The organism is Pararhizobium qamdonense (genome assembly GCF_029277445.1).
Taxonomy (GTDB): domain Bacteria; phylum Pseudomonadota; class Alphaproteobacteria; order Rhizobiales; family Rhizobiaceae; genus Pararhizobium; species Pararhizobium qamdonense.
This window is the reverse complement of the sequence record NZ_CP119566.1, coordinates 1,887,713-1,907,858: the sequence shown is the minus strand read 5'-3', so window position 1 is coordinate 1,907,858 and position 20,146 is coordinate 1,887,713. Positions and strand designations below refer to the sequence as shown.

Genomic DNA, 20,146 nt, shown 5'->3' with positions numbered 1-20,146 from the left:
AAAGCGTTGGCAGCGGATAGCGGCGCATGCCAGTATGACCTCCATTGTTTTGGGAGGAACGAGACTATGAAAGCCATGCGCCTGGAATCGATCGGCAATCTCTTCGTGCGCGAGATCGAGACGCCCGTTCCGGGGCCGGACGACCTCCTGGTGCGCGTGGAAGCCGGCGGCATCTGCGGCACCGACCGCCATCTGCTGCACGGCGAATTTCCCTCGACGCCGCCCGTGACGCTCGGCCACGAATTCTGCGGCATCGTCGAGGCCGTGGGCGCCGACGTGAAGGGCTTCAAACTCGGCGCCCGCATCACCGGCGATCCCAATATTTCCTGTGGCCGCTGCCCGCAATGCCAGGCAGGCAGGATCAATCTCTGCCGCAACCTGAAGGCCATCGGCATCAGCCGCGATGGCGGCTTTGCCGATTATGTGATCGTGCCGCAAAAGCAGGCCTTCGAAATCCCGCTGGATATGCCGGCAGCGCACGGCGCCTTCTGCGAGCCGCTCGCCTGCTGCCTGCACGGCATTGACATGGCCGGGATCAAGGCCGGCGCCTCCGTCGTCGTGCTCGGCGGCGGCGTCATCGGGCTGTTGACGGTGCAGCTGGCGAAGCTTGCCGGCGCCACTACTGTCATCCTTTCGACCCGCCAGGAAGCCAAGCGCAAGCTGGCGGAAGAACTGGGCGCGACCGCCAGCATCGATCCGTCGGAGCGCGATCTCATCGCTGCGATCACCGGGCCGGACGGCCTTGTCCCCGGCGGCGTCGATGTGGTCATCGAATGCGCCGGGGTCGCCGCGACGGTCGAGCAATCGACCCGGCTTGCCAAGGCCGGCGGCACCGTGGTGATCCTCGGCGTGATGGCGCAGGGCGAAACGGTGCGGATCGAGCCGTTCGATATTCTCTTCCGGGAACTCAGGGTTCTCGGCTCCTTCATCAACCCCTTTACCCACCGCCGCGCCGCCGACCTCGTCGCCTCCGGCATCATCAATGTGGAAAAGCTGATCTCCCGGAAAATCACGCTGGAGGAAGCGCCTGACGTGATCCGCAATCCACCGGCTGTAGGAGAAGTGAAGGTGCTGGTGATGGCATCGCGCAACTAGTCCGTCGCAGGATCAGGGAAGCCTCGAATCGGGTGTTTTCCGGCATGCCTGCGGGCGCAGCCGGGAACAGGGCCTGTTTCACAGGTATCACGGCCTTTTCGCCGGTCATTTTCCTGTCGATTCCATAATTTTCGGGGTTTCGCTACGGGCCACATTTCCCTATAAGCCGCTTCTAGCCTGAAAAGACCAAGCCTGCGCGCCCCGACCGGTGATCTCCCACCCTGGCCGGTTTTTTGCGCAGCCGGAAAAAGCGGATAGAGACCATGCCAAAGCGCCAAGACATCAAATCGATCCTCATCATCGGTGCGGGACCGATTGTCATCGGCCAGGCCTGCGAATTCGATTATTCCGGGACGCAAGCGTGCAAGGCGCTGAAGGAAGAGGGTTACCGGGTCATCCTGGTCAACTCCAACCCCGCCACGATCATGACCGACCCCGACATGGCGGATGCGACCTATGTCGAGCCGATCACGCCGGAGGTCGTCGCCAAGATCATCGCCAAGGAACGCCCGGACGCGCTTCTGCCGACCATGGGCGGCCAGACCGCGCTCAACACCGCACTTTCCTTGAAGCGCATGGGCGTGCTCGACCGCTACAATGTCGAAATGATCGGCGCCAAGCCGGAAGCCATCGACATGGCCGAAGACCGGGCGCTGTTTCGCGAGGCCATGTCGCGCATCGGGCTCGAAACCCCGAAATCGCTGCTCGCCAACGCCACCGAAATCAAGGATGTCGATCGCAAGCTGCACGTTGCCGAACGCGACAAGCTGAAGGCACAGCTTTCGGGCGCCGACCTCGACAAGGCGCTCGACGCGCTGGAAAACACCTGGAACCTCGGCGAGACCGACCGCAAGCAGCGCTATATGAGCCATGCCATGGCGATCGGCGCGCAGGCGCTCGACACCATTGGTTTGCCTGCGATCATCCGCCCGTCCTTCACCATGGGCGGCACCGGCGGCGGCATTGCCTATAACCGCTCGGAATTCTTCGAGATCGTCAATTCCGGCCTCGATGCCTCGCCGACGACGGAAGTGCTGATCGAAGAATCGGTGCTCGGCTGGAAGGAATACGAGATGGAAGTGGTCCGCGACACTGCGGACAACTGCATCATCATCTGCTCGATCGAAAACATCGATCCGATGGGCGTGCATACCGGTGACAGCATCACGGTCGCCCCTGCCCTGACGCTGACCGACAAAGAATACCAGATCATGCGCAACGCCTCGATCGCGGTTCTGCGCGAGATCGGCGTCGAGACCGGCGGCTCGAACGTGCAGTTTGCCGTCAATCCCGAGAATGGACGCCTCGTCGTCATCGAGATGAACCCGCGCGTGTCGCGCTCGTCGGCGCTCGCCTCGAAGGCCACCGGCTTTCCGATCGCCAAGATCGCCGCCAAGCTTGCCGTCGGCTATACGCTGGACGAACTCGACAACGACATTACCGGCGGCGCAACGCCCGCTTCGTTCGAACCGTCGATCGACTATGTCGTCACCAAGATCCCGCGCTTTGCCTTTGAAAAATTCCCCGGCGCCGGCACGACGCTGACGACGGCGATGAAGTCTGTCGGCGAAGTCATGGCGATCGGCCGTACCTTTGCCGAATCGCTGCAGAAGGCGCTGCGCGGCCTTGAAACCGGCTTGACCGGCCTCGACGAGATCGAGATCCCCGGCCTTGAAGATTCCGGCGACAACCACAACGCCATCCGCGCCGCCATCGGCACGCCGACGCCGGACCGGCTGCGCATGGTCGCCCAGGCGCTGCGCATGGGCATGTCGGAAGCCGATGTGCATGACGGCTCCAAGATCGATCCGTGGTTCATCGCCCAGTTCAAGGCGATCGTCGACATGGAAGCCCGGGTGCGCGAGCACGGCCTGCCCGAGGATGCCGAAAACCTGCGCATGCTGAAGGCCATGGGCTTTTCCGACGCCCGCCTTGCGACGCTGTCGAAGAGCCGCCCCAAGGAAGTGGCCGAGCTGCGCAACCGGCTGAACGTGCGTCCGGTCTTCAAGCGCATCGACACCTGCGCTGCCGAATTCGCCTCGCCGACCGCCTATATGTATTCGACCTACGAGACGCCGTTCAACGGCGCTGCCCGCTCGGAAGCCCAGATTTCCGGCCGCAAGAAGGTCGTCATCCTCGGCGGCGGTCCCAACCGCATCGGCCAGGGCATCGAGTTCGACTATTGCTGCTGCCACGCCGCCTTCGCGTTGAAGGATGCCGGCTATGAAGCGATCATGATCAACTGCAACCCGGAAACCGTATCGACCGATTACGATACGTCCGACCGGCTCTATTTCGAGCCGCTGACGGCCGAAGACGTGATCGAGATCCTGCGGGCCGAACAGGAAAACGGCGAGTTGCATGGCGTCATCGTGCAGTTCGGCGGCCAGACGCCGCTGAAGCTGGCCGAAGCTTTGGAAAAGAACGGCATCCCGATCCTCGGCACAGCCCCTGATATGATCGATCTGGCCGAAGACCGCGACCGGTTCCAGAAGCTTCTGATGAAGCTCGATCTCAACCAGCCGAACAACGGCATCGCCTATTCGGTCGAACAGGCCCGCCTCGTGGCGTCGGAAATCGGCTTCCCGCTGGTCGTGCGCCCGTCCTATGTTCTGGGCGGCCGTGCCATGCAGATCATCCATTCGGAATCGATGCTGCAGACCTACCTGCTCGACACGGTGCCGGAACTGGTGCCTGAGGATATCAAGCAGCGCTATCCCAACGACAAGACCGGCCAGATCAACACCCTGCTCGGCAAGAACCCGCTTCTGTTCGACAGCTACCTGACCAACGCCGTCGAAGTCGATGTCGATGCCCTGTCGGATGGCGAGAACGTCTTCGTTTCCGGCATCATGGAGCATATCGAGGAAGCCGGCATTCACTCCGGCGACAGCGCCTGCTCGCTGCCGGTCTACACGCTGTCGGACGAGATCGTCGACGAGCTGGAGCGCCAGACCAAGGCGATGGCGAAGGCCCTGAAGGTCGGCGGCCTGATGAACGTGCAATATGCCATCAAGGACGGCACGATCTACGTGCTCGAAGTCAACCCGCGCGCCTCGCGCACCGTGCCCTTCGTCGCCAAGACCATCGGCGCGCCGATCGCCAAGATCGCCGCCCGCATCATGGCCGGTGAAAAGCTCGATGACGCCATTGCCGCCTATGGCAAGAAGCCGGATCCGCGCAACCTCAACCATATCGCCGTCAAGGAAGCCGTCTTCCCGTTTGCCCGCTTCCCCGGCGTCGATATCCTGCTCGGCCCGGAAATGCGCTCGACCGGCGAAGTCATCGGCCTCGACACCGATTTTGCGCTGGCCTTTGCCAAGGCCCAGCTTGGCGCCGGCGTCGATCTGCCACGCGAAGGCACGGTCTTCGTTTCGGTGCGCGACGAGGACAAGGAACGGGTCCTGCCCGCCATCAGAATCCTCACCGAGATCGGCTTCAAAGTCATGGCAACCGGCGGCACTGCCCGTTTCCTTGGCGAAAACGGTATCACGGCCATCAAGATCAACAAGGTCCAGGAAGGCCGTCCGCATATCGAGGACGCCATCCGCAACCGCCAGGTCCATCTCGTCATCAACACGACGGACAGCAACAAGGCGATCTCGGACTCAAAATCGCTGCGCCGCGCGACGCTGATGCAGAAAGTGCCGTATTATACGACGATGGCAGGCGCGGAAGCGGCAGCCCGCGCGATCAAGGCGCTCAAGGCCGGCAGTTTGGAAGTGCGCACGCTGCAGAGCTATTTCTGAGACGAAATGCAAAAGCCCCTACGCTTTCCGCACATGCTTTGACAGTGATGCGGGAGCGTGGGCTTGATGCAACTTGGGTGGAAACTGTTGCTCGCACGCCCTTGTGGACGGCGCCGGATCCGCGAGATCCGGCGGTGGAACGGCGTTTTGGCCCGGTTCCTCAGCGCGGCTCGCGCATGATGCGGGTTGCGTGCGTTGAAGACGACTTTGAAATCCGTATAATATCGGCATTTCTGGACCGTGGAGCTATCAAGCCAGCATGAAACCCGTGATCGAATATGATGCGGCGGCAAACGCGGCCTATATCCGTTTCTCCAGCGAGACAATTCTGGAAAGCGAAGAGATTTCTGCCGGTATCATCATGGATTACGATGAGCACGGCCATATTGTCGGCATGGAAGTGCTCGACGCCCGCCAGCATCTTTCACCAAAGACGTTGAACGAAGCGGCCTGAGGGCGCCCGATCCAGGGGCGCCGCTCTTTTCATACTTCCCAAAATCAAACCGGCTGCTGCGCTCGCGCCAACCCCGCCGTGCGCATCGCCAGGACGACGGCCAAGACAGCCACCACGCAGCCGCTGCCGAAGACGACGAGCATGGCGTGGCGCATGGTTTCGGCCGGTGCGGCGGCGCCGAAGCCCATGACATTGGCGGCAAGGCCGAAGACGGCGGCGCCGATGGCGTAGCCGGCTGATTGCAGGGTCGGCAGCATGGCCGAGGTCCGGTCGCGTTCGCCGTCGGTGGAGACGTCCATCATCAGCTGGCTGAGCGTGCCCCAGGAGATGCCGAACCCGGCGCCGATCATTGCCTGCCCCGGCAGGATGAACCAGATCATGTCCGTGCCGATGGCGATGACCACGAAGGCGAGCCCGATCGTCAGCAGCACCGGGCCTGCCAGCATGATGCGGTTGCGCAATGCCAGCGACCTGAGGCTCGCAACGCCGATGGCAGACAGGCTCCAGGATATCGCCATGACGGCGCTGAGCGCACCGGCGGCAGTCGGGCCGAGATGCCAGAGATGCTGCAGGCTATAGACGAGGAAGACCGAGCCTGCCGCCTGCGACAGCGGCATCAGCAGGATCACCCATAATCCCGTGCCAATCGCCTTGTTCGCGGTGAAGGCGGCCCTTGGCAGAACCGGGTTGGGCGCGCGCCGGTCGAGGTAAACCACCGTCACCAGAACCACGGCCGCCCCGGCCAGGAGCGCCGACATTGGCAGGATGCCACCGGCAATGCCCGACAGCGAAATCATCAGGATGCCCGCGCCTGCGGCCATCAGGCGCGCGAACGGAATGGCCGGCGCCTGGGTCCCGCCGGCCACGCCGCGCGGCACGATGGCAAGAACGAGGATGATGAAAATGGCGGCAGCGGGAATGCTGACGAAGAAGGCGGCGCGCCAGGAGAAATGCTCGGTCAGCCCGCCCGCGACCAGAGGTCCGGAAAACGCCGCCATGGCCCAGACGATTGCCTCCGCGCCAAACACTTTCGGCACGAGGCGCGACGGGAAAAGTTCGGGGATCAGCGCGTAGCACAAGGCGGCGACAACGCCCTCGCCTGCACCCTGCAGCAACCGTCCGGCCAAAACCTCGGTCATCGCGGTGGCGGAGGTGGCGAGAACGGTGCCGGCAACGAAGATGGCGGCTGCGGCGAGCAGCGTGTTGCGGGCGCCGAACCGCTGCTTGAGATTGGCAGAGACAAGGCCGCCGATGATCGCAAAGACCAGATAGAGGGTGAAGGCCCAGGACAGGAGGGAGGCGCCGCCAAGTTCCTCCACCGCCGTCGGCAAGGCCGTGGAGATGAAGAACTCATTGAAGGCAAACAGAGCGACGCCCAGGCACAGCGTTATCGTCGAGACCAGATAGCGCGGCCGCATCAGCTCGCCCCATCCGCCAGCCAGTTCAGCGCCCCCTGCCGATGCCGCGCTGCCTTCAAATACGCCGGATATATCGCCCGCCAGTTCGTCTCCCAGTTCGTCTCTATGAGGGATCGTGTCAGTCGTCATGCTTTCGTCTCCAGTCAGAAAGCACGACTGTTACAACCTCAAGCGCTGTTGAGGTAAAGCGCTATTTTGCGCCGGCGGACACATTTTTGGCCTTGGCTTCACCCGCGCTGTCCTTGAAAACGTTGCGGCCGATGCGGCCAGCTGTCTGCAGATGCAGCGCCCCATCCGGGCCGTCCGATTGCAGCAAAAGCTCTGAGGTCACGACGGGCGCGCCGCAATAGTCGAAAATGCCGTGGTCGATCTGCGTCTTCATGGCGGTATCGTAACCGCGCCGCGCATAGGTCTGAGCGTCGGCACCGCCGATGCTGACGAGATGGACATTCAGGTGCTGCAGTTTCTTGACGACCTTGTCACCCTGGCTGTCATCATAGGCCCAGCCATTGGAAAAGACCCGGTCGATCCACCCCTTCAAAAGTCCCGGCATTGCCCACCAATAGACGGGATAGACCAGCACAAGCGCATCGGCTCGGTCGATCCTCGCTTGTTCGGCCGTAATTTGCGGCGCGATCGGCGCCCGGCCGCGATGCGAGGCGATATCGGTCATCTGGAACCGCGGATCGAAACCTTCGGCGGTGAGATCGGCGATCTCATAGGAATGTCCCTCGCCCGCCTGTGTGATCCCTTCGGCCAGATGCCGGGCGACACTGTGGGTCAGCGACTCTGGATCGGGATGGGCGACAACGATGAGTGCATGCATGTCGAAAACTCCTGTTCAGCAGTTGCGGGCGAAAGCCGCTCACTATATACTTTTAGTAAGTTACTTTTGGTATATAGCGATGTCAAGCATGGAAAATGGAACCTCGCCCACACGCCGCCGCCTGACGCGCGATGACCGGCAGCGTCAGCTGTTGGATGTTGCCTGGACAATCATCCGCAACGAGGGAACGGAAGCGTTGACGCTTGGGCACCTGGCGGAACAGGCCGGGGTGACCAAGCCCGTGGTCTACGATCATTTTATCACACGCGCTGGCCTGCTCGCCGCGCTCTATAGGGATTACGACATTCGCCAGACGGCGCTGATGGAGGAGGCCCTCGACAAGAGCGAGCCCACGCTCAAAGGCAAGGCAGAGGTGATTGCATCCGCCTATGTCGCCTGCGTACTCAAGCAGGGCTGCGAAATTCCGGGGATCAGCGCGGCTCTCGCGGGCTCGCCGGAGCTTGAAAAGGTCAAGCGCGACTATGAAACGGTGTTCATCGAGAAATGCCGCGCAACACTTGCGCCCTTTTCCAGCAGCGGCACGATCGCATCTGCCGGTCTCTGGGGGATGCTCGGCGCGGCCGAGTCGCTTTCCTTTGCTGCCGCGACCGGCGATATCACCGCCGGTCAGGCCGAAGACGAGCTTTATGAGACCATCCTGTCGATGGTGGGCCGCAATGCCGGTCAGTAACCGCCAATGATCGGCAGGATCTCGCCGGTAATATAGCTGGAGCATTGCGGCGAGGCGAGGAAGACATAGGCCGGTGCAATCTCCTCCGGCTGGGCCGGCCGCTTCATCGGCGTATCGGCTCCGAACGTTGCGACATCGTCAGCCTCCTTGTCGGAGGGATTGAGCGGTGTCCACACGGGACCGGGCGCCACGGCATTGACGCGGATACCCTTGTCAATGAGCTGAGCCGACAGGGCCTTGGTGAAGGCATGAATGCCGCCCTTGGTCATCGAATAATCCAGGAGCTGCTTGCTGCCGTCGATCCCCGTGATCGAGCCGGTATTGACGATCGCGCTGCCCTCTTTCATGTGCGGCACCGCTGCCTGCGCCATGAAGAAGTAGCCATAGAGATTGGTCTTCAGCGTCTCGTCGAAATGCTCTTCCGTCAAATCCAGCACATCGGCGGTATGGACCTGAAAGGCGGCATTGTTGACGAGGATATCGAGCTTTCCAAACACCTCGACCACGGCGGCAACCGCCTTTTGGCAAAACACCCGGTCTTTCACATCGCCGGCGAAGGTCATGGCCTTGCGTCCTTCCGCCTCGATGGCCTTGACGGTATCGTCGGCATCCCTGCCTTCGGCCAGATGCAGGATTGCGACATCGGCGCCCTCGCGGGCAAACAAAACGGCAACCGCACGCCCGATGCCGCTGTCGCCACCGGTGATCAACGCCACCTTGCCCTCAAGCTTTCCAGACCCCTTGTAATAGGGCGCCTCGTAGAGCGGGGCCGGATCGAGCTTGTGCTCGGCGCCGGGCTTGGGCTGATGCTGTTTGGGAAACGGCGGGACAGGATAGACCCGCGCACCGGCCTGCATGGCTTTCGATTTCTTCGGCTTTTGCGCCTTGTCCCCGGCATCGGCCTTGGCGACCTGGTCCTGGATATCACGCTGCTTTTCCGCAGTCGTGGCGGCTGGGCTGGGCCGTGCGGCCATGGTCATTCTCCTTGTTTGTCTCTGAAATTGGTTGTCTTTAGGAAATCTGGGTTGGCTTGATTGTGCCGACAGACACGATACCTTCCACCACGCCGCGCGGGCCGGAGGCGGCCACTCCGTTTTGATCGAGCATTTCGACCACGGCATACAGCCGCTCGTTGCGGAAGGCGCTGGCATCGCGCGTTGAATTGCCCTCTGCGGGGCTAGCATCGATCTCGGTGAAATCAAGCTCTGCCTCGGCCGCCGTAATCCGCGCGTCGGCGGGCGACAGCGCGCGTACGATAATCTCTCCCTGATTGTCAGCGCTGTCCCAATTCGGATCGCCGGCACGGGCAACCGGCACCAGCCGGTAAAGCTTCAATCGCTCCTGTGGATGGTTGTTTTCCTGCATCATCTGGTCCTCGCTTGTCTGCCCTGATCCACGGCACTTTGACGGCCGCTTCATCTGGCTTTCGTCTCCAAGACCGAACGGAGCCACCGGTGAATTGTTCCGCTTTCTTCGCGGCCAGCGCCGCAGAGACGCTGCGGCACTTGCGGCGAGCGCCGATTAATCTGGCTTTTGCACCGCGCTATCTGCTATAAGCGTTGTTCAAATGTTTCCGACGGTTCCGGGGTTAACGCTCCGGTGACCGTTTTCTTTTGTGCTGATGCCTGCCTAAGCGGGCCATGCATGGACTATGAAGGACAGTGAAATGGTCGAAAAAGTACCGATGACTCAAAGCGGATTCGCCAAGTTGCAGGAAGAACTGCGGTGGCGTCAGCAGGAAGAGCGCCCGCGGATCATCGAAGCGATTTCCGAAGCGCGCGCCCATGGCGACCTCTCGGAAAACGCCGAATATCATGCGGCCAAGGAAGCCCAGAGCCACAATGAAGGCCGGATCGGCGAAGTCGAGGATTACGTCGCGCGCGCCGAAGTCATCGACCTGTCGAAGATGTCCGGCTCCAAGATCAAGTTTGGCGCCACCGTCAAGCTGATCGACGAAGACACCGAAGAAAACAAGACCTACCAGATCGTCGGCGACCAGGAAGCCGACGTGAAGCAGGGCCGGATCTCGATCTCCTCGCCGATTGCCCGCGCGCTGATCGGCAAGGAAGTCGGCGATTCCATCGAAGTCGTCGCGCCCGGCGGCTCGAAGGCCTACGAAATCCTCGCCATTAACTGGGGCTGATCCCCGGCCTGTTGCTATTGAAAAGCCCGGACGGCGCGCAAAGCTGCCTCCGGGCTTTTTCTGTGAGATGAAGAACGGGAGCTGGCAAGCGTGGACGATATCAGCGACGTCGAGATCATAGCGCCGAACTTCAAGCACCGCCTGTCCGGCGTGACCTCGACCATCATCCAGTTGATCCCGGTGCAGCGCGCACTCGGCCAGAAGGTCGCGGTCCTTGGCCCTGGCCTTCCCGCCAGCCTGCCGCATATCGGCTACACCGCGCTCGCTGCCCTCTGGCGCCGCCCGAAAAACCGGGCGCTGCGCGTCTGGCATGCGCGGCGCAACATCGAGATGCTGCCGGCGATCGTGCTACGCGATCTCCTGCGGATGAAACTCAAGATCGTCTTCACCTCCGCCTCGCAGCGCAAGCATTCCGGCTGGACCAAATTCCTTGTGCGGAAGATGGACGCGGTGATCGCCACCAGCAACCGCACGGCGGCCTATCTGGAGGTGGCGAGCACCACCATCATGCACGGCATCGACACGCAGCGGTTCTTTCCGGCCGAAGACAAGGCCAATGCCAAGACGGCGCTCGGCCTGCCGGCGGACAAAAAGATCGCCGGCTGCTTTGGCCGCGTGCGCCACCAGAAGGGCACCGACCTCTTCGTCGACAGCATGATTGCCCTTTTGCCGCAGCGGCCGGACTGGATCGCCATCATCGCCGGCCGCGCCACGCCGTCGCATCAGGCCTTCGAGACCGAACTGAAGGACAGGGTGAAATCGGCAGGCCTTGCCGGACGCATCCTGTTTGTCGGCGAACATACGAATATTCCCGACTGGTACCGGGCCCTCGACCTCTTTGTCGCCCCGCAGCGCTGGGAAGGTTTCGGCCTCACCCCGCTGGAGGCAATGGCAACGCAGGTACCGGTCGTGGCAACCGATGTCGGCGCCTTTTCCGAACTGCTCGTCACCGGTGCGGACGAGACCGGCATTCTCATTCCGGCAGGGTCCCTTGCCGAGATGACGGAGGCTTCGGCTCTGTTCATGGACGATCCGGAACGGACGCAGCGCGCCGGCGAGCGCGGGCTTTTGCGCGCCGTTGAAAGCTTCAGCATCAAGGGTGAAGCGGAGAAGATCGGCGCGGTGTACGAGACGCTTCTGTCTAAGAGTTAGAACCTCGTACGATCAATGAGGCTCCACATCTAGATCTCGATCAGGCTGACATCCTTGACCTGGCGGATGGTCAGCATGGTGCGGACCGTATCCACATTCTCGGTGGCCGTGAGTTCCTCGATGACAAAATCCTGGAAGCCTGCCAGGTTTTCAGCCACACATTGCAGCAGGAAATCGGATTCTCCCGACACCATCCAGGCTTCGCGCACCAGCGGCCAGTTGGCCGTCTGCTTGGCAAATGCCTTCAGATTGGCATCCGACTGATGTTTCAGGCCGACCATGCAAAACGCGACCAGATCGTAACCCAGCGCCGGGGCATTCAAAAGGGCGCGATAGCCGCGGATGATGCCGGCCTCTTCCAGCTTGCGCACGCGCCGCAGGCAGGGCGGTGCCGAGATGCCAACACGCTCGGCCAGCTCGACATTGGTCATGCGTCCGTCATTTTGCAGTTCGCGCAGAATTTTCATATCGATAGCATCAAGTTCGACGCGTATCACCATGGTAGAGCTTCCCGTTGTTCTTCTCGTTATATTGGATCAAAGCTGTTATTGCGAAGAGGCCCGGCACGCCAGAAACCAGACGGCGGGTCTAGCCGGATGAAAGGCTCGTCGGTAACACGTATTGAGATGGAAAAACGAGAGCGAGTTTGTGTGTCATGCACAAAAACCTCGTTAAATCGGGGCAATGGAGCAACACATCTGTGTGTATCGGCCACCCTGCCCTTGAAACAAGGCCGCCAGAATCCCTAGACTAGAGGGGATTTTCTCAACGAAGGACGATGCTGCGCGGCTTTATACCGCTGTGGTGATCGAAGGACCCGGACCATGACTGCCCGACACACCAAAGTTCTCATCATCGGCTCAGGACCTGCCGGTTATACCGCCGCCATCTATTCGGCGCGCGCGCTGCTCAATCCGGTTCTGATCGCCGGCATGGAACAGGGCGGCCAGCTGATGATCACCACAGATGTCGAGAACTATCCGGGCTATGCCGATCCGGTCCAGGGCCCGTGGATGATGGAGCAGATGCTCAAGCAGGCGCAGCATGTCGGCGCCGAGATCGTCAACGACCTCGTCACCGATGTCGATATGTCGGTGCGCCCCTTCAAGCTCAAGACCGACAGCGGCACCGACTGGACCGCAGACGTCCTGATCATCGCCACCGGCGCCAAGGCGAAATGGCTGGGCATCGAAAGCGAACCGGCCTTCCAGGGCTTTGGCGTTTCGGCCTGCGCCACCTGCGACGGCTTCTTCTATCGCAACAAGGACGTGATCGTGGTCGGCGGTGGCAATTCGGCCGTCGAGGAAGCGCTCTACCTGTCCAACCTTGCGAAGACCGTGACGGTGGTGCATCGCCGTGATCATTTCCGCGCCGAAAAGATCCTGCAGGAGCGGCTGTTTGCCAAACCGAACGTGAAGATCATCTGGGATCATGAAGTGACGGAATATACAGGTAGCCCGGCCAAGCCCCCGATGCCGGCTTCCGTCAGCGGCGTCAAGCTGCGCAACACCAGGACGGGTGCCGTCAGCGACATGCCGATCGACGGCGTGTTCGTGGCAATCGGACATGCGCCGGCAGTCGAGCTCTTCAAGGACAAGCTGCGCCTGAAGCCGAACGGTTACCTGTGGACGGCGCCGGATTCGACGGCCACCGACGTGGCTGGCGTTTACGCCGCCGGCGACGTGACCGACGATATCTACCGCCAGGCGATCACCGCTGCCGGAATGGGCTGCATGGCCGCTCTTGAAGCCGAAAAATATCTGGCGGGCCATATGCCTGTCGCAATTGCGGCCGAATAGAAGCCGCGAAGAATGGGAGTGGTTAAAGCCGCTCCTGAGTGGGAACAGACAATCAGCCTTATGGCGGAAAACACGAGGCCGTTTTCCGCCACGAGCACCTATTGGGGGACACCATGCCGCTAGACTGGGACAAACTGCGCATTTTCCATGCGGCGGCGGAAGCGGGATCGTTCACCCATGCGGCCGACAAGCTGCACCTTTCCCAATCGGCCATCAGCCGCCAGGTCTCGTCGCTGGAGCAGGATGTCGGCATCAAGCTGTTCCATCGCCATGCCCGCGGCCTGATCCTCACCGAACAGGGCGAAATCCTCTATCGCACCGCCCATGAAGTTCTGATGAAGCTGGAAAGCGTCAAGGTCCAGCTGACCGAGAACACCGACAAGCCGTCCGGCAAGCTGCGCATCACCACGACGGTGGGTCTCGGCCAGGGCTGGCTGACCGACAAGGTGCAGGAATTCCTGTCGCTCTATCCCGACATGCAGGTCCAGCTGATCCTCGACAACGAGGAGCTGGACGTGAACATGCGCCATGCCGACTGCGCCATCCGGCTGCGCCAGCCGCAGCAGTCCGATCTCATCCAGCGCAAGCTGTTCACCGTGCACATGCATGTCTACGCGGCCCCCTCCTATATCAACAAGTATGGCGAGCCGCAGTCGATCGAGGATCTCGACAACCACCGCATCATCACCTTCGGCGAACCGGCACCCAACTATCTGCTCGACGTCAACTGGCTGGAGATTGCCGGCCGGGATTCCGACAATCCCCGCCCCTCGCACCTGCAGATCAACAGCCAGACCTCGATCAAGCGCGCCTGCCTGCTCGGCATCGGCATTGCCATGATGCCGGACTATATCGTCGGCCGCGATCCCGGTTTGATTCAACTTCCGATCGGTGCGGAGATTCCGTCTTTCGACACCTATTTCTGCTATCCCGACGAGATGAAGAACGCCGCCAAGCTGAAAGTCTTCCGTGATTTCATCGTTGCAAAGGCCCGCAACTGGGCCTTCTGATACGGCCTTCGCACCTGCACAAAAAATGCTCTTCACTTTTCTTCTAGACAAACTGTTGTTTTAACTGATTTTTTGCCAAATCCCCAGTTTTGCGGGGGATGCAACAACCTGAAATCGCCTGAAAATTGCGCAGGGGTGCGTACGGCACATGGCTGTCATGCATATTAAATGATTGCGAACGGCCCAAAAAACCATCATACCGACTGCAGCTGATGCATCTTGGTGGCTTTTTTCCTCCCAGTGCCACCGCAGCAGCTGTTCCCCTCTGGAGGTTTAATTACCTTCATAACTATAAAGGGCCCAAGTTTTTCTTGTGGCCCTCTTTTTTTGCCCAGATTTCAAAGACATACCTATAGTTGCAATAATTCTTGGCGCGAGCCATTGAAGTTTCGGCGGCGCTTTCCCATATCCAATCCAGCTGATGCACATGATGGTCTTCTTCCTCCCAGTACCATCGCAGCAGCTGTTCCCCTCTGGAGGTTTTAACCTTCACATCTCAAAGGGCCCTGTTCTTCAGTGGCCCTCTTTTTTTGCCCAGATTTTCCATGATGCATTTTTTACGAAGTCGTGACTTGAATATCGGCTTTGGCCGATTTACATATCGGTACATCGGAATTTAGCGATACAGAAACGGCAATGGATAAAGACGAAATCCTCAAAGCCCTGGCACATCCCAAGCGCATCGAGATGCTTGGCTGGATGAAGGAGCCGGAAGCGCATTTTTCCACCCAGCATCATCCGCTGGACATGGGGGTCTGCGCCAGCCAGTTCGAACGCTGCGGCCTGTCGCAATCGACGGTTTCGGGCCATCTGTCGATCCTGCAGCGCGCCGATCTCGTCACCACCAAACGTGTTGGCCAGTGGATTTTCTACAAGCGGAACGAAGACACGATCGCCGCGTTCCTGACCGATATCGGCAAGACGCTCTGACAGCCACATTGCCTGAACCCATCCTCCCAAGACATAAACGCAGTCATTGAAAAGGACTTCCCATGACTTCCCTCTTCGACCCGATCAAGATCGGCGACATCGAGCTTGCCAACCGCATCGTGATGGCGCCGCTGACGCGCAACCGTTCGCCGGGCGCCGTGCCGAACACGCTCAACGTCACCTATTATGAACAGCGCGCATCGGCCGGTCTTTTGATCACCGAGGCGACCGCGATCACCCATCAGGGCCAGGGTTATGCCGATGTTCCCGGCCTCTACACCGCAGAAGCCCTCGACGGCTGGAAAAAGGTGACCGACGCCGTGCATTCGGCCGGCGGCAAGATCGTCGTGCAGATGTGGCATGTCGGGCGTATCTCCCACACCACGCTGCAGCCGGACGGCGGCAAGCCGGTCTCGGCATCGGCCATCCAGGCGAAATCGAAGACCTATCTGGTCAATGCCGACGGTACCGGCACCTTTGCCGAAACCTCCGAGCCGCGCGCGCTGGAACTTTTCGAAATCCCCGGCATCATCGAGGACTATCGCAAGGGCGCCCGCGCCGCTGTCGATGCCGGCTTTGACGGTGTCGAGATCCATGCCGCCAACGGTTACCTGATCGACCAGTTCCTGCGGTCGGGCTCCAATGTCCGCACCGACGCCTATGGCGGCCCGATCGAAAACCGCGCCCGCTTCCTGTTCGAGGTCGTCGATGCCATCACCAAGGAAATCGGCGAGGGCCGCACCGGCATCCGTATTTCCCCGGTCACCCCCGCCAACGATTCGTCCGACCCGGATGCGCAGACGCTCTTCACCTCTGTCGTCGAGGGCCTCGCCAGGTACAAGCTGTCCTATATTCACGTCATCGAGGGTGCCACCGGCGGCCCGCGCGACTTCCAGCAGGGCGACACGCCGTTCGACTACGCAGCTTTGCGCGCAGCCTATGAAAAGGCCGGCGGCAAGGCCGCCTGGATGACCAATAACGGCTACGACCGCGACCTCGCCATCGAGGCCGTCAAGGACGGCAAGACCGACCTCGTCGCCTTCGGCAAGCCGTTCATCGCCAATCCGGACCTGGTCCAGCGTCTGAAAGACAATGCCCCGCTCAACACCCCGGACCAGGCAACCTTCTACGGCGGCGGCGCCAAGGGCTACACGGATTACCCGGTCTTGGAACAGCAGGTAGCGTGACCATCCACCCTCCCCTCGAGGGGGAGGGTCGGAGCAAAGCTCCGGGGTGGGGTGACCTGCGGCATATACAATAGGCCATGGCGCTCGCAGTCGGTCGCCCCCACCCGCCGCGTTGCGGCGACCTCCCCCCTCAAGGGGGAGGTGAAAGGGCAGGTGCCGTGAGCGTCCACCCTCCCCTTGAGGGGGAGGTGAACGAAAGAGGCACAATGTTTGACCGCTACATACAGGCCTTTGAGCTCGTGCCAGACGGAAGTCCTGTCGTCACGCATTCCAGCCATCTCCTTCCTGTCCGCTGGCGGGGCCTGCCTGCGATGCTGAAGGTTGCCACCGTAAGCGAGGAGAAGCGCGGTGCATTGCTGATGCGGTGGTGGGATGGGTTAGGTGCGGCCAAGGTCTATGCAAAGGACGGTGATGCCGTTCTGCTTGAGCGGGCGCACGGCACGCGGTCGCTGCTCACCATGGCGATGAGCGGCGGCGATGATGCCGCAAGCCGGATCATCTGCGGTACGGTGCAAACCCTGCACCGGCCACGCACGAAACCCTATCCCGAGCTTGTTCCCCTCGACATCTGGTTTCGCGCCCTTGAGTCGGCATCCACAATCCATGGCGGAGCCTTCGCCACCGCGCATGCGGTTGCCAAAACCCTGCTTGCCGCGCCGCTTGAGACCGGCGCCCTGCACGGCGATATCCACCACAGCAATATTCTCGACTTCGAAGACCGGGGCTGGCTGGCGATCGACCCGAAGGGGCTGCTCGGCGAGCGCGGCTATGACTATGCCAACCTGTTTTGCAATCCGGACCTGCCCGCAACAAAAGACGCTGCAAGGCTTCGCCGCCAGCTTGCCATCGTGGCGCAGGAATCGGGGCTTGCACCGGAACGGCTGCTGCGCTGGATCATCGCCTATGCCGGACTGTCCGCAGCCTGGTTCCTCGAGGATGACGGCGATCCGGCGCCCGCACTTCATGTCGCCGAAATCGCCGCTGCAGAGCTTGGCGGCGGCATCTGAACCGTTTTTCCGATCGATGATTTACGCGCTGTACAACGCCTTTTGCACGGCTTAGAGCTTCGGCACACTGCTGGAGACATTGATGCATTTGCGCGACGCCGAAGAGACCGACCTGCCCGCCATCCGCGATATCTACAATGACGCCGTGCTCAACACGACGGCGATCTGGAACGACACGCAGGTGGATCTGGAAAACCGTGCCGCATGGTTTGCAGATCGCAGGCGTCTCGGCTATCCGGTCCTGGTTGCGGTGACCGGTGACGGCACCATTGCCGGCTATGCCTCTTTCGGCGACTGGCGCGCTTTCGACGGCTATCGCCACACTGTCGAACATTCCGTCTATGTCGAAAAGAACCAGCGCGGCGGCGGGATTGGCAAGCTCTTGATGCAGGCCCTGATCGAGCGGGCGGCCGCCTGCGGCAAGCATGTGATGGTGGCGGGCATAGAGGCCAACAATGCAGCCTCGATCCGGCTGCATGAAAAGCTCGGCTTCGAGATCACCGGCCAGATGAAGGAAGTCGGCACCAAGTTCGGACGCTGGCTGGACCTCACCTTCATGCAGCTGACCCTGCCGGAAAAACCATAGGTCCTCCCGGTTTCACCCGATCGATGCTATCAAGGGCCTCATGAAATATATGGTCCTGAACGCATGAAACATCAAACACGGCGGCATTGCGGGGCTTGGGTTGCGGCATTGGCTGTCACCGTCCTGCTCGCCGGACTGGTTTCGCAAGGCGCCATCGCCCGTGCACAGCCGGAATGGCGCGCGCCGCCCTGCGTCTATTCGGCCAGCACTGCAGACACGACGCTTTGCGTGCGGGCGCGCAGCTATAGCCGCGATATCTGCACCGCCCTTGGCCATTTTGCTGAAACCAACGCCCTGCCGCCCGATTTCTTTGCCCGGCTGATCTGGAAGGAAAGCCTGTTCCGGCCAAATGCGGTCAGCCCCAAAGGTGCTGAGGGCATTGCGCAGTTCATCCCCTCGACCGCCAGGCTGCGCGGCTTGAACAACAGTTTCGATGCGCTGGAGGCACTTGGAAAATCCGCCGAGTATCTCGATGCGCTGCGCGACCGATTCGGCAATCTCGGTTTTGCCGCAGCCGCTTACAATGCCGGTGAAGGCGGGCTGAGCAGCTTTCTGGCAACCGGAAACCTGCCGTCCGAGACCCGCGCCTATGTGCTTGCCATTACCGCCCACTCGATCGAGGAATGGAAGGACAATCCGCCGGAGGCGCTTGATCTCAGGCTCGACAAGGAGAAATCCTTCTACGATGCCTGCACCGCCCTTGCCGACAAGCGGCGCCTGAACGAGGTCGAGTTCGAAGGCGAAGGCACCTTTGCGCCCTGGGGCGCGCAGCTCTCGGCGCATTTTCAAAAGAGCGTGGCGCAGCGGTTGTTTTTGGCGACGGTGAGCCGCATGCCCGCGCCGCTCAATGCGGAAAAGCCGCTGATCCAGCGCGAGCGCAACCGCGCCTTCGGCAACCGGCTGCGCTACACTGCCCGCATCGGCCGCGAGACGCGGGCCGAGGCCGATGCGGTCTGCACGCAGGTCCGCAAAACCGGCGGCGCCTGCATCGTCTTCAAGAACTGAGGGACGGCCGAACGCTTCACGCCGTCACGCCACCGGCATCGTTTTGCCGGGGTGCCGGCAGAGCCCGTTTTGCCGGCTCTGCGGCCATGCAGCCGAGGTCGACAAGCGAGGCGCGTACGGCCTCGTCGATCGGTGTCCACGGTTCGGCACCGATTGCGGCGACCAGCCTGTCATTGGGCATGCGCAGCGGCTCCTGCCAGAGATAGCGCATTTCTCTGAGTTCCCTGAAGAACGGCACGAAGGGGGCGGCGAAGGGCAAAAGCCACCACGGAAAGGACCTGACCTTGACGCCCGGATTGCCGCTGGCGCGGCGGATCGCAGCGGCCAGACGCGTGCCGTCCTCATCCCAGAACCCCTGCATATGGAACACGGCGAATGCCGGAAGCGCCGCGCGGCGATCGACAAGGCGCGCCATCGTCTCGGCCACATCGGGCAGATAGGCCCATTGATGGCCGATGCCCCTGGCGCCCGGATAGGTGATGCTGGTCACCGGCTTGCCGGCTGTCACCATGCCTTGCGAAAACCAGCTATTGGCGGCCCCCGGACCGAAGAAATCCCCTGCCCTCACGATGATGACACGCACGCCCTCCTGCGACGCTGCCTCCAGGCGGCGCTCCATATCGGCGCGGATCTTGCCCTTGGCGGTCACCGGGTTCTGCGGCGATTTTTCATGCAGCAGCGGAAAAGCATCCGGACCAAAATTGTAGATCGTGCCGGGCAGCAGCACCGTTGCTCCGCTGGCCTTGGCCGCCGCAATCGTATTGCCGATCATCGGCAGCACCAGCGTGCCCCAGTTGCGGTATCCCGGCGGGTTGACGGCGTGCACGATCAGGCTTGCTCCCTCAGCTGCGGCAAGCACATCGTTTGCCTTCATGGCATCGCCCGATACCCAGTCGAAATCCGGGTTTTTCGCACGCACCCTGGCAGGATCACGATGAAGCGCGCGGATCGTCCAGCCGCGGGCTTTGAGGTTTCCAGCCACCGCGCCGCCAATACCGCCGGTGGCGCCGAGGATGAGAGCGATCTGTTTTGCCTGTTCGGTCATGTCTGATCTCCTGTTTCGTTGGAGATCATTGTGAACGCTTTCCAATTAA

Annotated in this window: 19 protein-coding genes; 13 read left to right on the top strand and 6 right to left on the bottom strand. The window is 61.4% G+C overall.

Annotated elements, in window-relative coordinates; all coding sequences use genetic code 11:
- Positions 1 to 66 precede the first annotated feature (66 nt).
- The 3 genes from PYR65_RS09220 to PYR65_RS09210 all read left to right on the top strand — a co-directional run bounded on the left by PYR65_RS09220 (position 67) and on the right by PYR65_RS09210 (position 5,298).
- Positions 67 to 1,095, top strand: coding sequence for a zinc-dependent alcohol dehydrogenase family protein (locus PYR65_RS09220; RefSeq protein ID WP_276120749.1), 1,029 nt, complete (start codon positions 67 to 69; stop codon positions 1,093 to 1,095).
- 263 nt (positions 1,096 to 1,358) lie between these two features.
- Positions 1,359 to 4,844, top strand: a complete 3,486-nt coding sequence (gene carB, locus PYR65_RS09215) for a carbamoyl-phosphate synthase large subunit (RefSeq protein ID WP_060638960.1) — start codon at positions 1,359 to 1,361, stop codon at positions 4,842 to 4,844.
- A gap of 259 nt (positions 4,845 to 5,103) precedes the next feature.
- Positions 5,104 to 5,298 carry a DUF2283 domain-containing protein gene (locus tag PYR65_RS09210; protein WP_276120748.1) on the top strand — a complete coding sequence of 65 codons (195 nt, stop codon included), beginning with the start codon at positions 5,104 to 5,106 and terminating at the stop codon, positions 5,296 to 5,298.
- A 44-nt stretch (positions 5,299 to 5,342) separates the two neighbouring features.
- Here PYR65_RS09210 and PYR65_RS09205 read toward each other — a convergent pair whose 3' ends face one another.
- Together PYR65_RS09205 and PYR65_RS09200 are read right to left on the bottom strand one after the other, a co-directional pair.
- Entirely contained in the window at positions 5,343 to 6,716 is a 1,374-nt protein-coding gene (locus tag PYR65_RS09205; protein ID WP_276121013.1) for an MFS transporter, read from the bottom strand.
- A gap of 190 nt (positions 6,717 to 6,906) precedes the next feature.
- Positions 6,907 to 7,542: an NAD(P)H-dependent oxidoreductase gene (locus PYR65_RS09200; protein ID WP_276120747.1), complete on the bottom strand. Its 636-nt coding sequence runs from the start codon at positions 7,540 to 7,542 to the stop codon at positions 6,907 to 6,909.
- A gap of 79 nt (positions 7,543 to 7,621) precedes the next feature.
- On the opposite strand from PYR65_RS09200, the gene PYR65_RS09195 reads away from it, so the two are divergent.
- Positions 7,622 to 8,233 carry a TetR/AcrR family transcriptional regulator gene (locus PYR65_RS09195; protein ID WP_276120746.1) on the top strand — a complete coding sequence of 204 codons (612 nt, stop codon included), beginning with the start codon at positions 7,622 to 7,624 and terminating at the stop codon, positions 8,231 to 8,233.
- Here PYR65_RS09195 and PYR65_RS09190 read toward each other — a convergent pair.
- The gene (locus PYR65_RS09190; protein WP_276120745.1) at positions 8,227 to 9,207 is read right to left on the bottom strand and encodes an SDR family oxidoreductase; all 981 of its coding nucleotides are present in this window, start codon (positions 9,205 to 9,207) and stop codon (positions 8,227 to 8,229) included. The genes PYR65_RS09195 and PYR65_RS09190 overlap by 7 nt on opposite strands.
- A 37-nt stretch (positions 9,208 to 9,244) precedes the next feature.
- On the bottom strand, positions 9,245 to 9,598 hold the full coding sequence (locus PYR65_RS09185; RefSeq protein ID WP_060638988.1) for a hypothetical protein: 354 nt from the start codon (positions 9,596 to 9,598) through the stop codon (positions 9,245 to 9,247).
- Positions 9,599 to 9,899: 301 nt separating this feature from the next.
- On the opposite strand from PYR65_RS09185, the gene greA reads away from it, so the two are divergent.
- Entirely contained in the window at positions 9,900 to 10,376 is a 477-nt protein-coding gene (gene greA, locus PYR65_RS09180) for a transcription elongation factor GreA (protein ID WP_037098620.1), read from the top strand.
- 90 nt (positions 10,377 to 10,466) lie between these two features.
- Positions 10,467 to 11,528 carry a glycosyltransferase family 4 protein gene (locus PYR65_RS09175; RefSeq protein ID WP_276120744.1) on the top strand — a complete coding sequence of 354 codons (1,062 nt, stop codon included), beginning with the start codon at positions 10,467 to 10,469 and terminating at the stop codon, positions 11,526 to 11,528.
- Positions 11,529 to 11,557: 29 nt separating this feature from the next.
- Here PYR65_RS09175 and PYR65_RS09170 read toward each other — a convergent pair whose 3' ends face one another.
- Positions 11,558 to 12,028: an Lrp/AsnC family transcriptional regulator gene (locus PYR65_RS09170; protein ID WP_081927807.1), complete on the bottom strand. Its 471-nt coding sequence runs from the start codon at positions 12,026 to 12,028 to the stop codon at positions 11,558 to 11,560.
- 324 nt (positions 12,029 to 12,352) lie between these two features.
- Between PYR65_RS09170 and trxB the strand changes: the two genes are divergently transcribed.
- The 7 genes from trxB to PYR65_RS09135 all read left to right on the top strand — a co-directional run bounded on the left by trxB (position 12,353) and on the right by PYR65_RS09135 (position 19,052).
- On the top strand, positions 12,353 to 13,327 hold the full coding sequence (trxB, locus tag PYR65_RS09165; protein WP_276120743.1) for a thioredoxin-disulfide reductase: 975 nt from the start codon (positions 12,353 to 12,355) through the stop codon (positions 13,325 to 13,327).
- A 113-nt stretch (positions 13,328 to 13,440) separates the two neighbouring features.
- Positions 13,441 to 14,337, top strand: a complete 897-nt coding sequence (locus PYR65_RS09160) for a LysR family transcriptional regulator VtlR (protein WP_060638987.1) — start codon at positions 13,441 to 13,443, stop codon at positions 14,335 to 14,337.
- A 636-nt stretch (positions 14,338 to 14,973) separates the two neighbouring features.
- Positions 14,974 to 15,267, top strand: coding sequence for an ArsR/SmtB family transcription factor (locus tag PYR65_RS09155; protein ID WP_060638986.1), 294 nt, complete (start codon positions 14,974 to 14,976; stop codon positions 15,265 to 15,267).
- Between the two features lie 62 nt (positions 15,268 to 15,329).
- The gene (locus PYR65_RS09150) at positions 15,330 to 16,454 is read left to right on the top strand and encodes an alkene reductase (RefSeq protein WP_276120742.1); all 1,125 of its coding nucleotides are present in this window, start codon (positions 15,330 to 15,332) and stop codon (positions 16,452 to 16,454) included.
- A gap of 206 nt (positions 16,455 to 16,660) precedes the next feature.
- On the top strand, positions 16,661 to 17,461 hold the full coding sequence (locus PYR65_RS09145) for an aminoglycoside phosphotransferase family protein (RefSeq protein WP_276120741.1): 801 nt from the start codon (positions 16,661 to 16,663) through the stop codon (positions 17,459 to 17,461).
- A gap of 82 nt (positions 17,462 to 17,543) precedes the next feature.
- Positions 17,544 to 18,047 carry a GNAT family N-acetyltransferase gene (locus PYR65_RS09140; protein ID WP_276120740.1) on the top strand — a complete coding sequence of 168 codons (504 nt, stop codon included), beginning with the start codon at positions 17,544 to 17,546 and terminating at the stop codon, positions 18,045 to 18,047.
- A 63-nt stretch (positions 18,048 to 18,110) separates the two neighbouring features.
- Positions 18,111 to 19,052, top strand: coding sequence for a lytic transglycosylase domain-containing protein (locus tag PYR65_RS09135; protein ID WP_276120739.1), 942 nt, complete (start codon positions 18,111 to 18,113; stop codon positions 19,050 to 19,052).
- Positions 19,053 to 19,068: 16 nt separating this feature from the next.
- Here PYR65_RS09135 and PYR65_RS09130 read toward each other — a convergent pair whose 3' ends face one another.
- Positions 19,069 to 20,097, bottom strand: a complete 1,029-nt coding sequence (locus PYR65_RS09130) for an NAD(P)H-binding protein (protein WP_276120738.1) — start codon at positions 20,095 to 20,097, stop codon at positions 19,069 to 19,071.
- Between the last annotated feature and the right edge of the window lie 49 nt (positions 20,098 to 20,146).

Bases quoted from the DNA above. Each gene is read 5' to 3' on its own strand.
- PYR65_RS09190 (WP_276120745.1), bottom strand. From the start codon at position 9,207: ATGGCCGCACGGCCCAGCCCAGCCGCCACGACTGCGGAAAAGCAGCGT.
- PYR65_RS09145 (WP_276120741.1), top strand. From the start codon at position 16,661: ATGTTTGACCGCTACATACAGGCCTTTGAGCTCGTGCCAGACGGAAGT.
- PYR65_RS09195 (WP_276120746.1), top strand. From the start codon at position 7,622: ATGTCAAGCATGGAAAATGGAACCTCGCCCACACGCCGCCGCCTGACG.
- PYR65_RS09160 (WP_060638987.1), top strand. From the start codon at position 13,441: ATGCCGCTAGACTGGGACAAACTGCGCATTTTCCATGCGGCGGCGGAA.
- greA (WP_037098620.1), top strand. From the start codon at position 9,900: ATGGTCGAAAAAGTACCGATGACTCAAAGCGGATTCGCCAAGTTGCAG.
- PYR65_RS09200 (WP_276120747.1), bottom strand. From the start codon at position 7,542: ATGCATGCACTCATCGTTGTCGCCCATCCCGATCCAGAGTCGCTGACC.
- PYR65_RS09130 (WP_276120738.1), bottom strand. From the start codon at position 20,097: ATGACCGAACAGGCAAAACAGATCGCTCTCATCCTCGGCGCCACCGGC.
- PYR65_RS09135 (WP_276120739.1), top strand. From the start codon at position 18,111: ATGAAACATCAAACACGGCGGCATTGCGGGGCTTGGGTTGCGGCATTG.
- PYR65_RS09205 (WP_276121013.1), bottom strand. From the start codon at position 6,716: ATGCGGCCGCGCTATCTGGTCTCGACGATAACGCTGTGCCTGGGCGTC.
- trxB (WP_276120743.1), top strand. From the start codon at position 12,353: ATGACTGCCCGACACACCAAAGTTCTCATCATCGGCTCAGGACCTGCC.
- carB (WP_060638960.1), top strand. From the start codon at position 1,359: ATGCCAAAGCGCCAAGACATCAAATCGATCCTCATCATCGGTGCGGGA.
- PYR65_RS09220 (WP_276120749.1), top strand. From the start codon at position 67: ATGAAAGCCATGCGCCTGGAATCGATCGGCAATCTCTTCGTGCGCGAG.
- PYR65_RS09210 (WP_276120748.1), top strand. From the start codon at position 5,104: ATGAAACCCGTGATCGAATATGATGCGGCGGCAAACGCGGCCTATATC.
- PYR65_RS09140 (WP_276120740.1), top strand. From the start codon at position 17,544: ATGCATTTGCGCGACGCCGAAGAGACCGACCTGCCCGCCATCCGCGAT.
- PYR65_RS09155 (WP_060638986.1), top strand. From the start codon at position 14,974: ATGGATAAAGACGAAATCCTCAAAGCCCTGGCACATCCCAAGCGCATC.
- PYR65_RS09150 (WP_276120742.1), top strand. From the start codon at position 15,330: ATGACTTCCCTCTTCGACCCGATCAAGATCGGCGACATCGAGCTTGCC.
- PYR65_RS09170 (WP_081927807.1), bottom strand. From the start codon at position 12,028: ATGGTGATACGCGTCGAACTTGATGCTATCGATATGAAAATTCTGCGC.
- PYR65_RS09185 (WP_060638988.1), bottom strand. From the start codon at position 9,598: ATGCAGGAAAACAACCATCCACAGGAGCGATTGAAGCTTTACCGGCTG.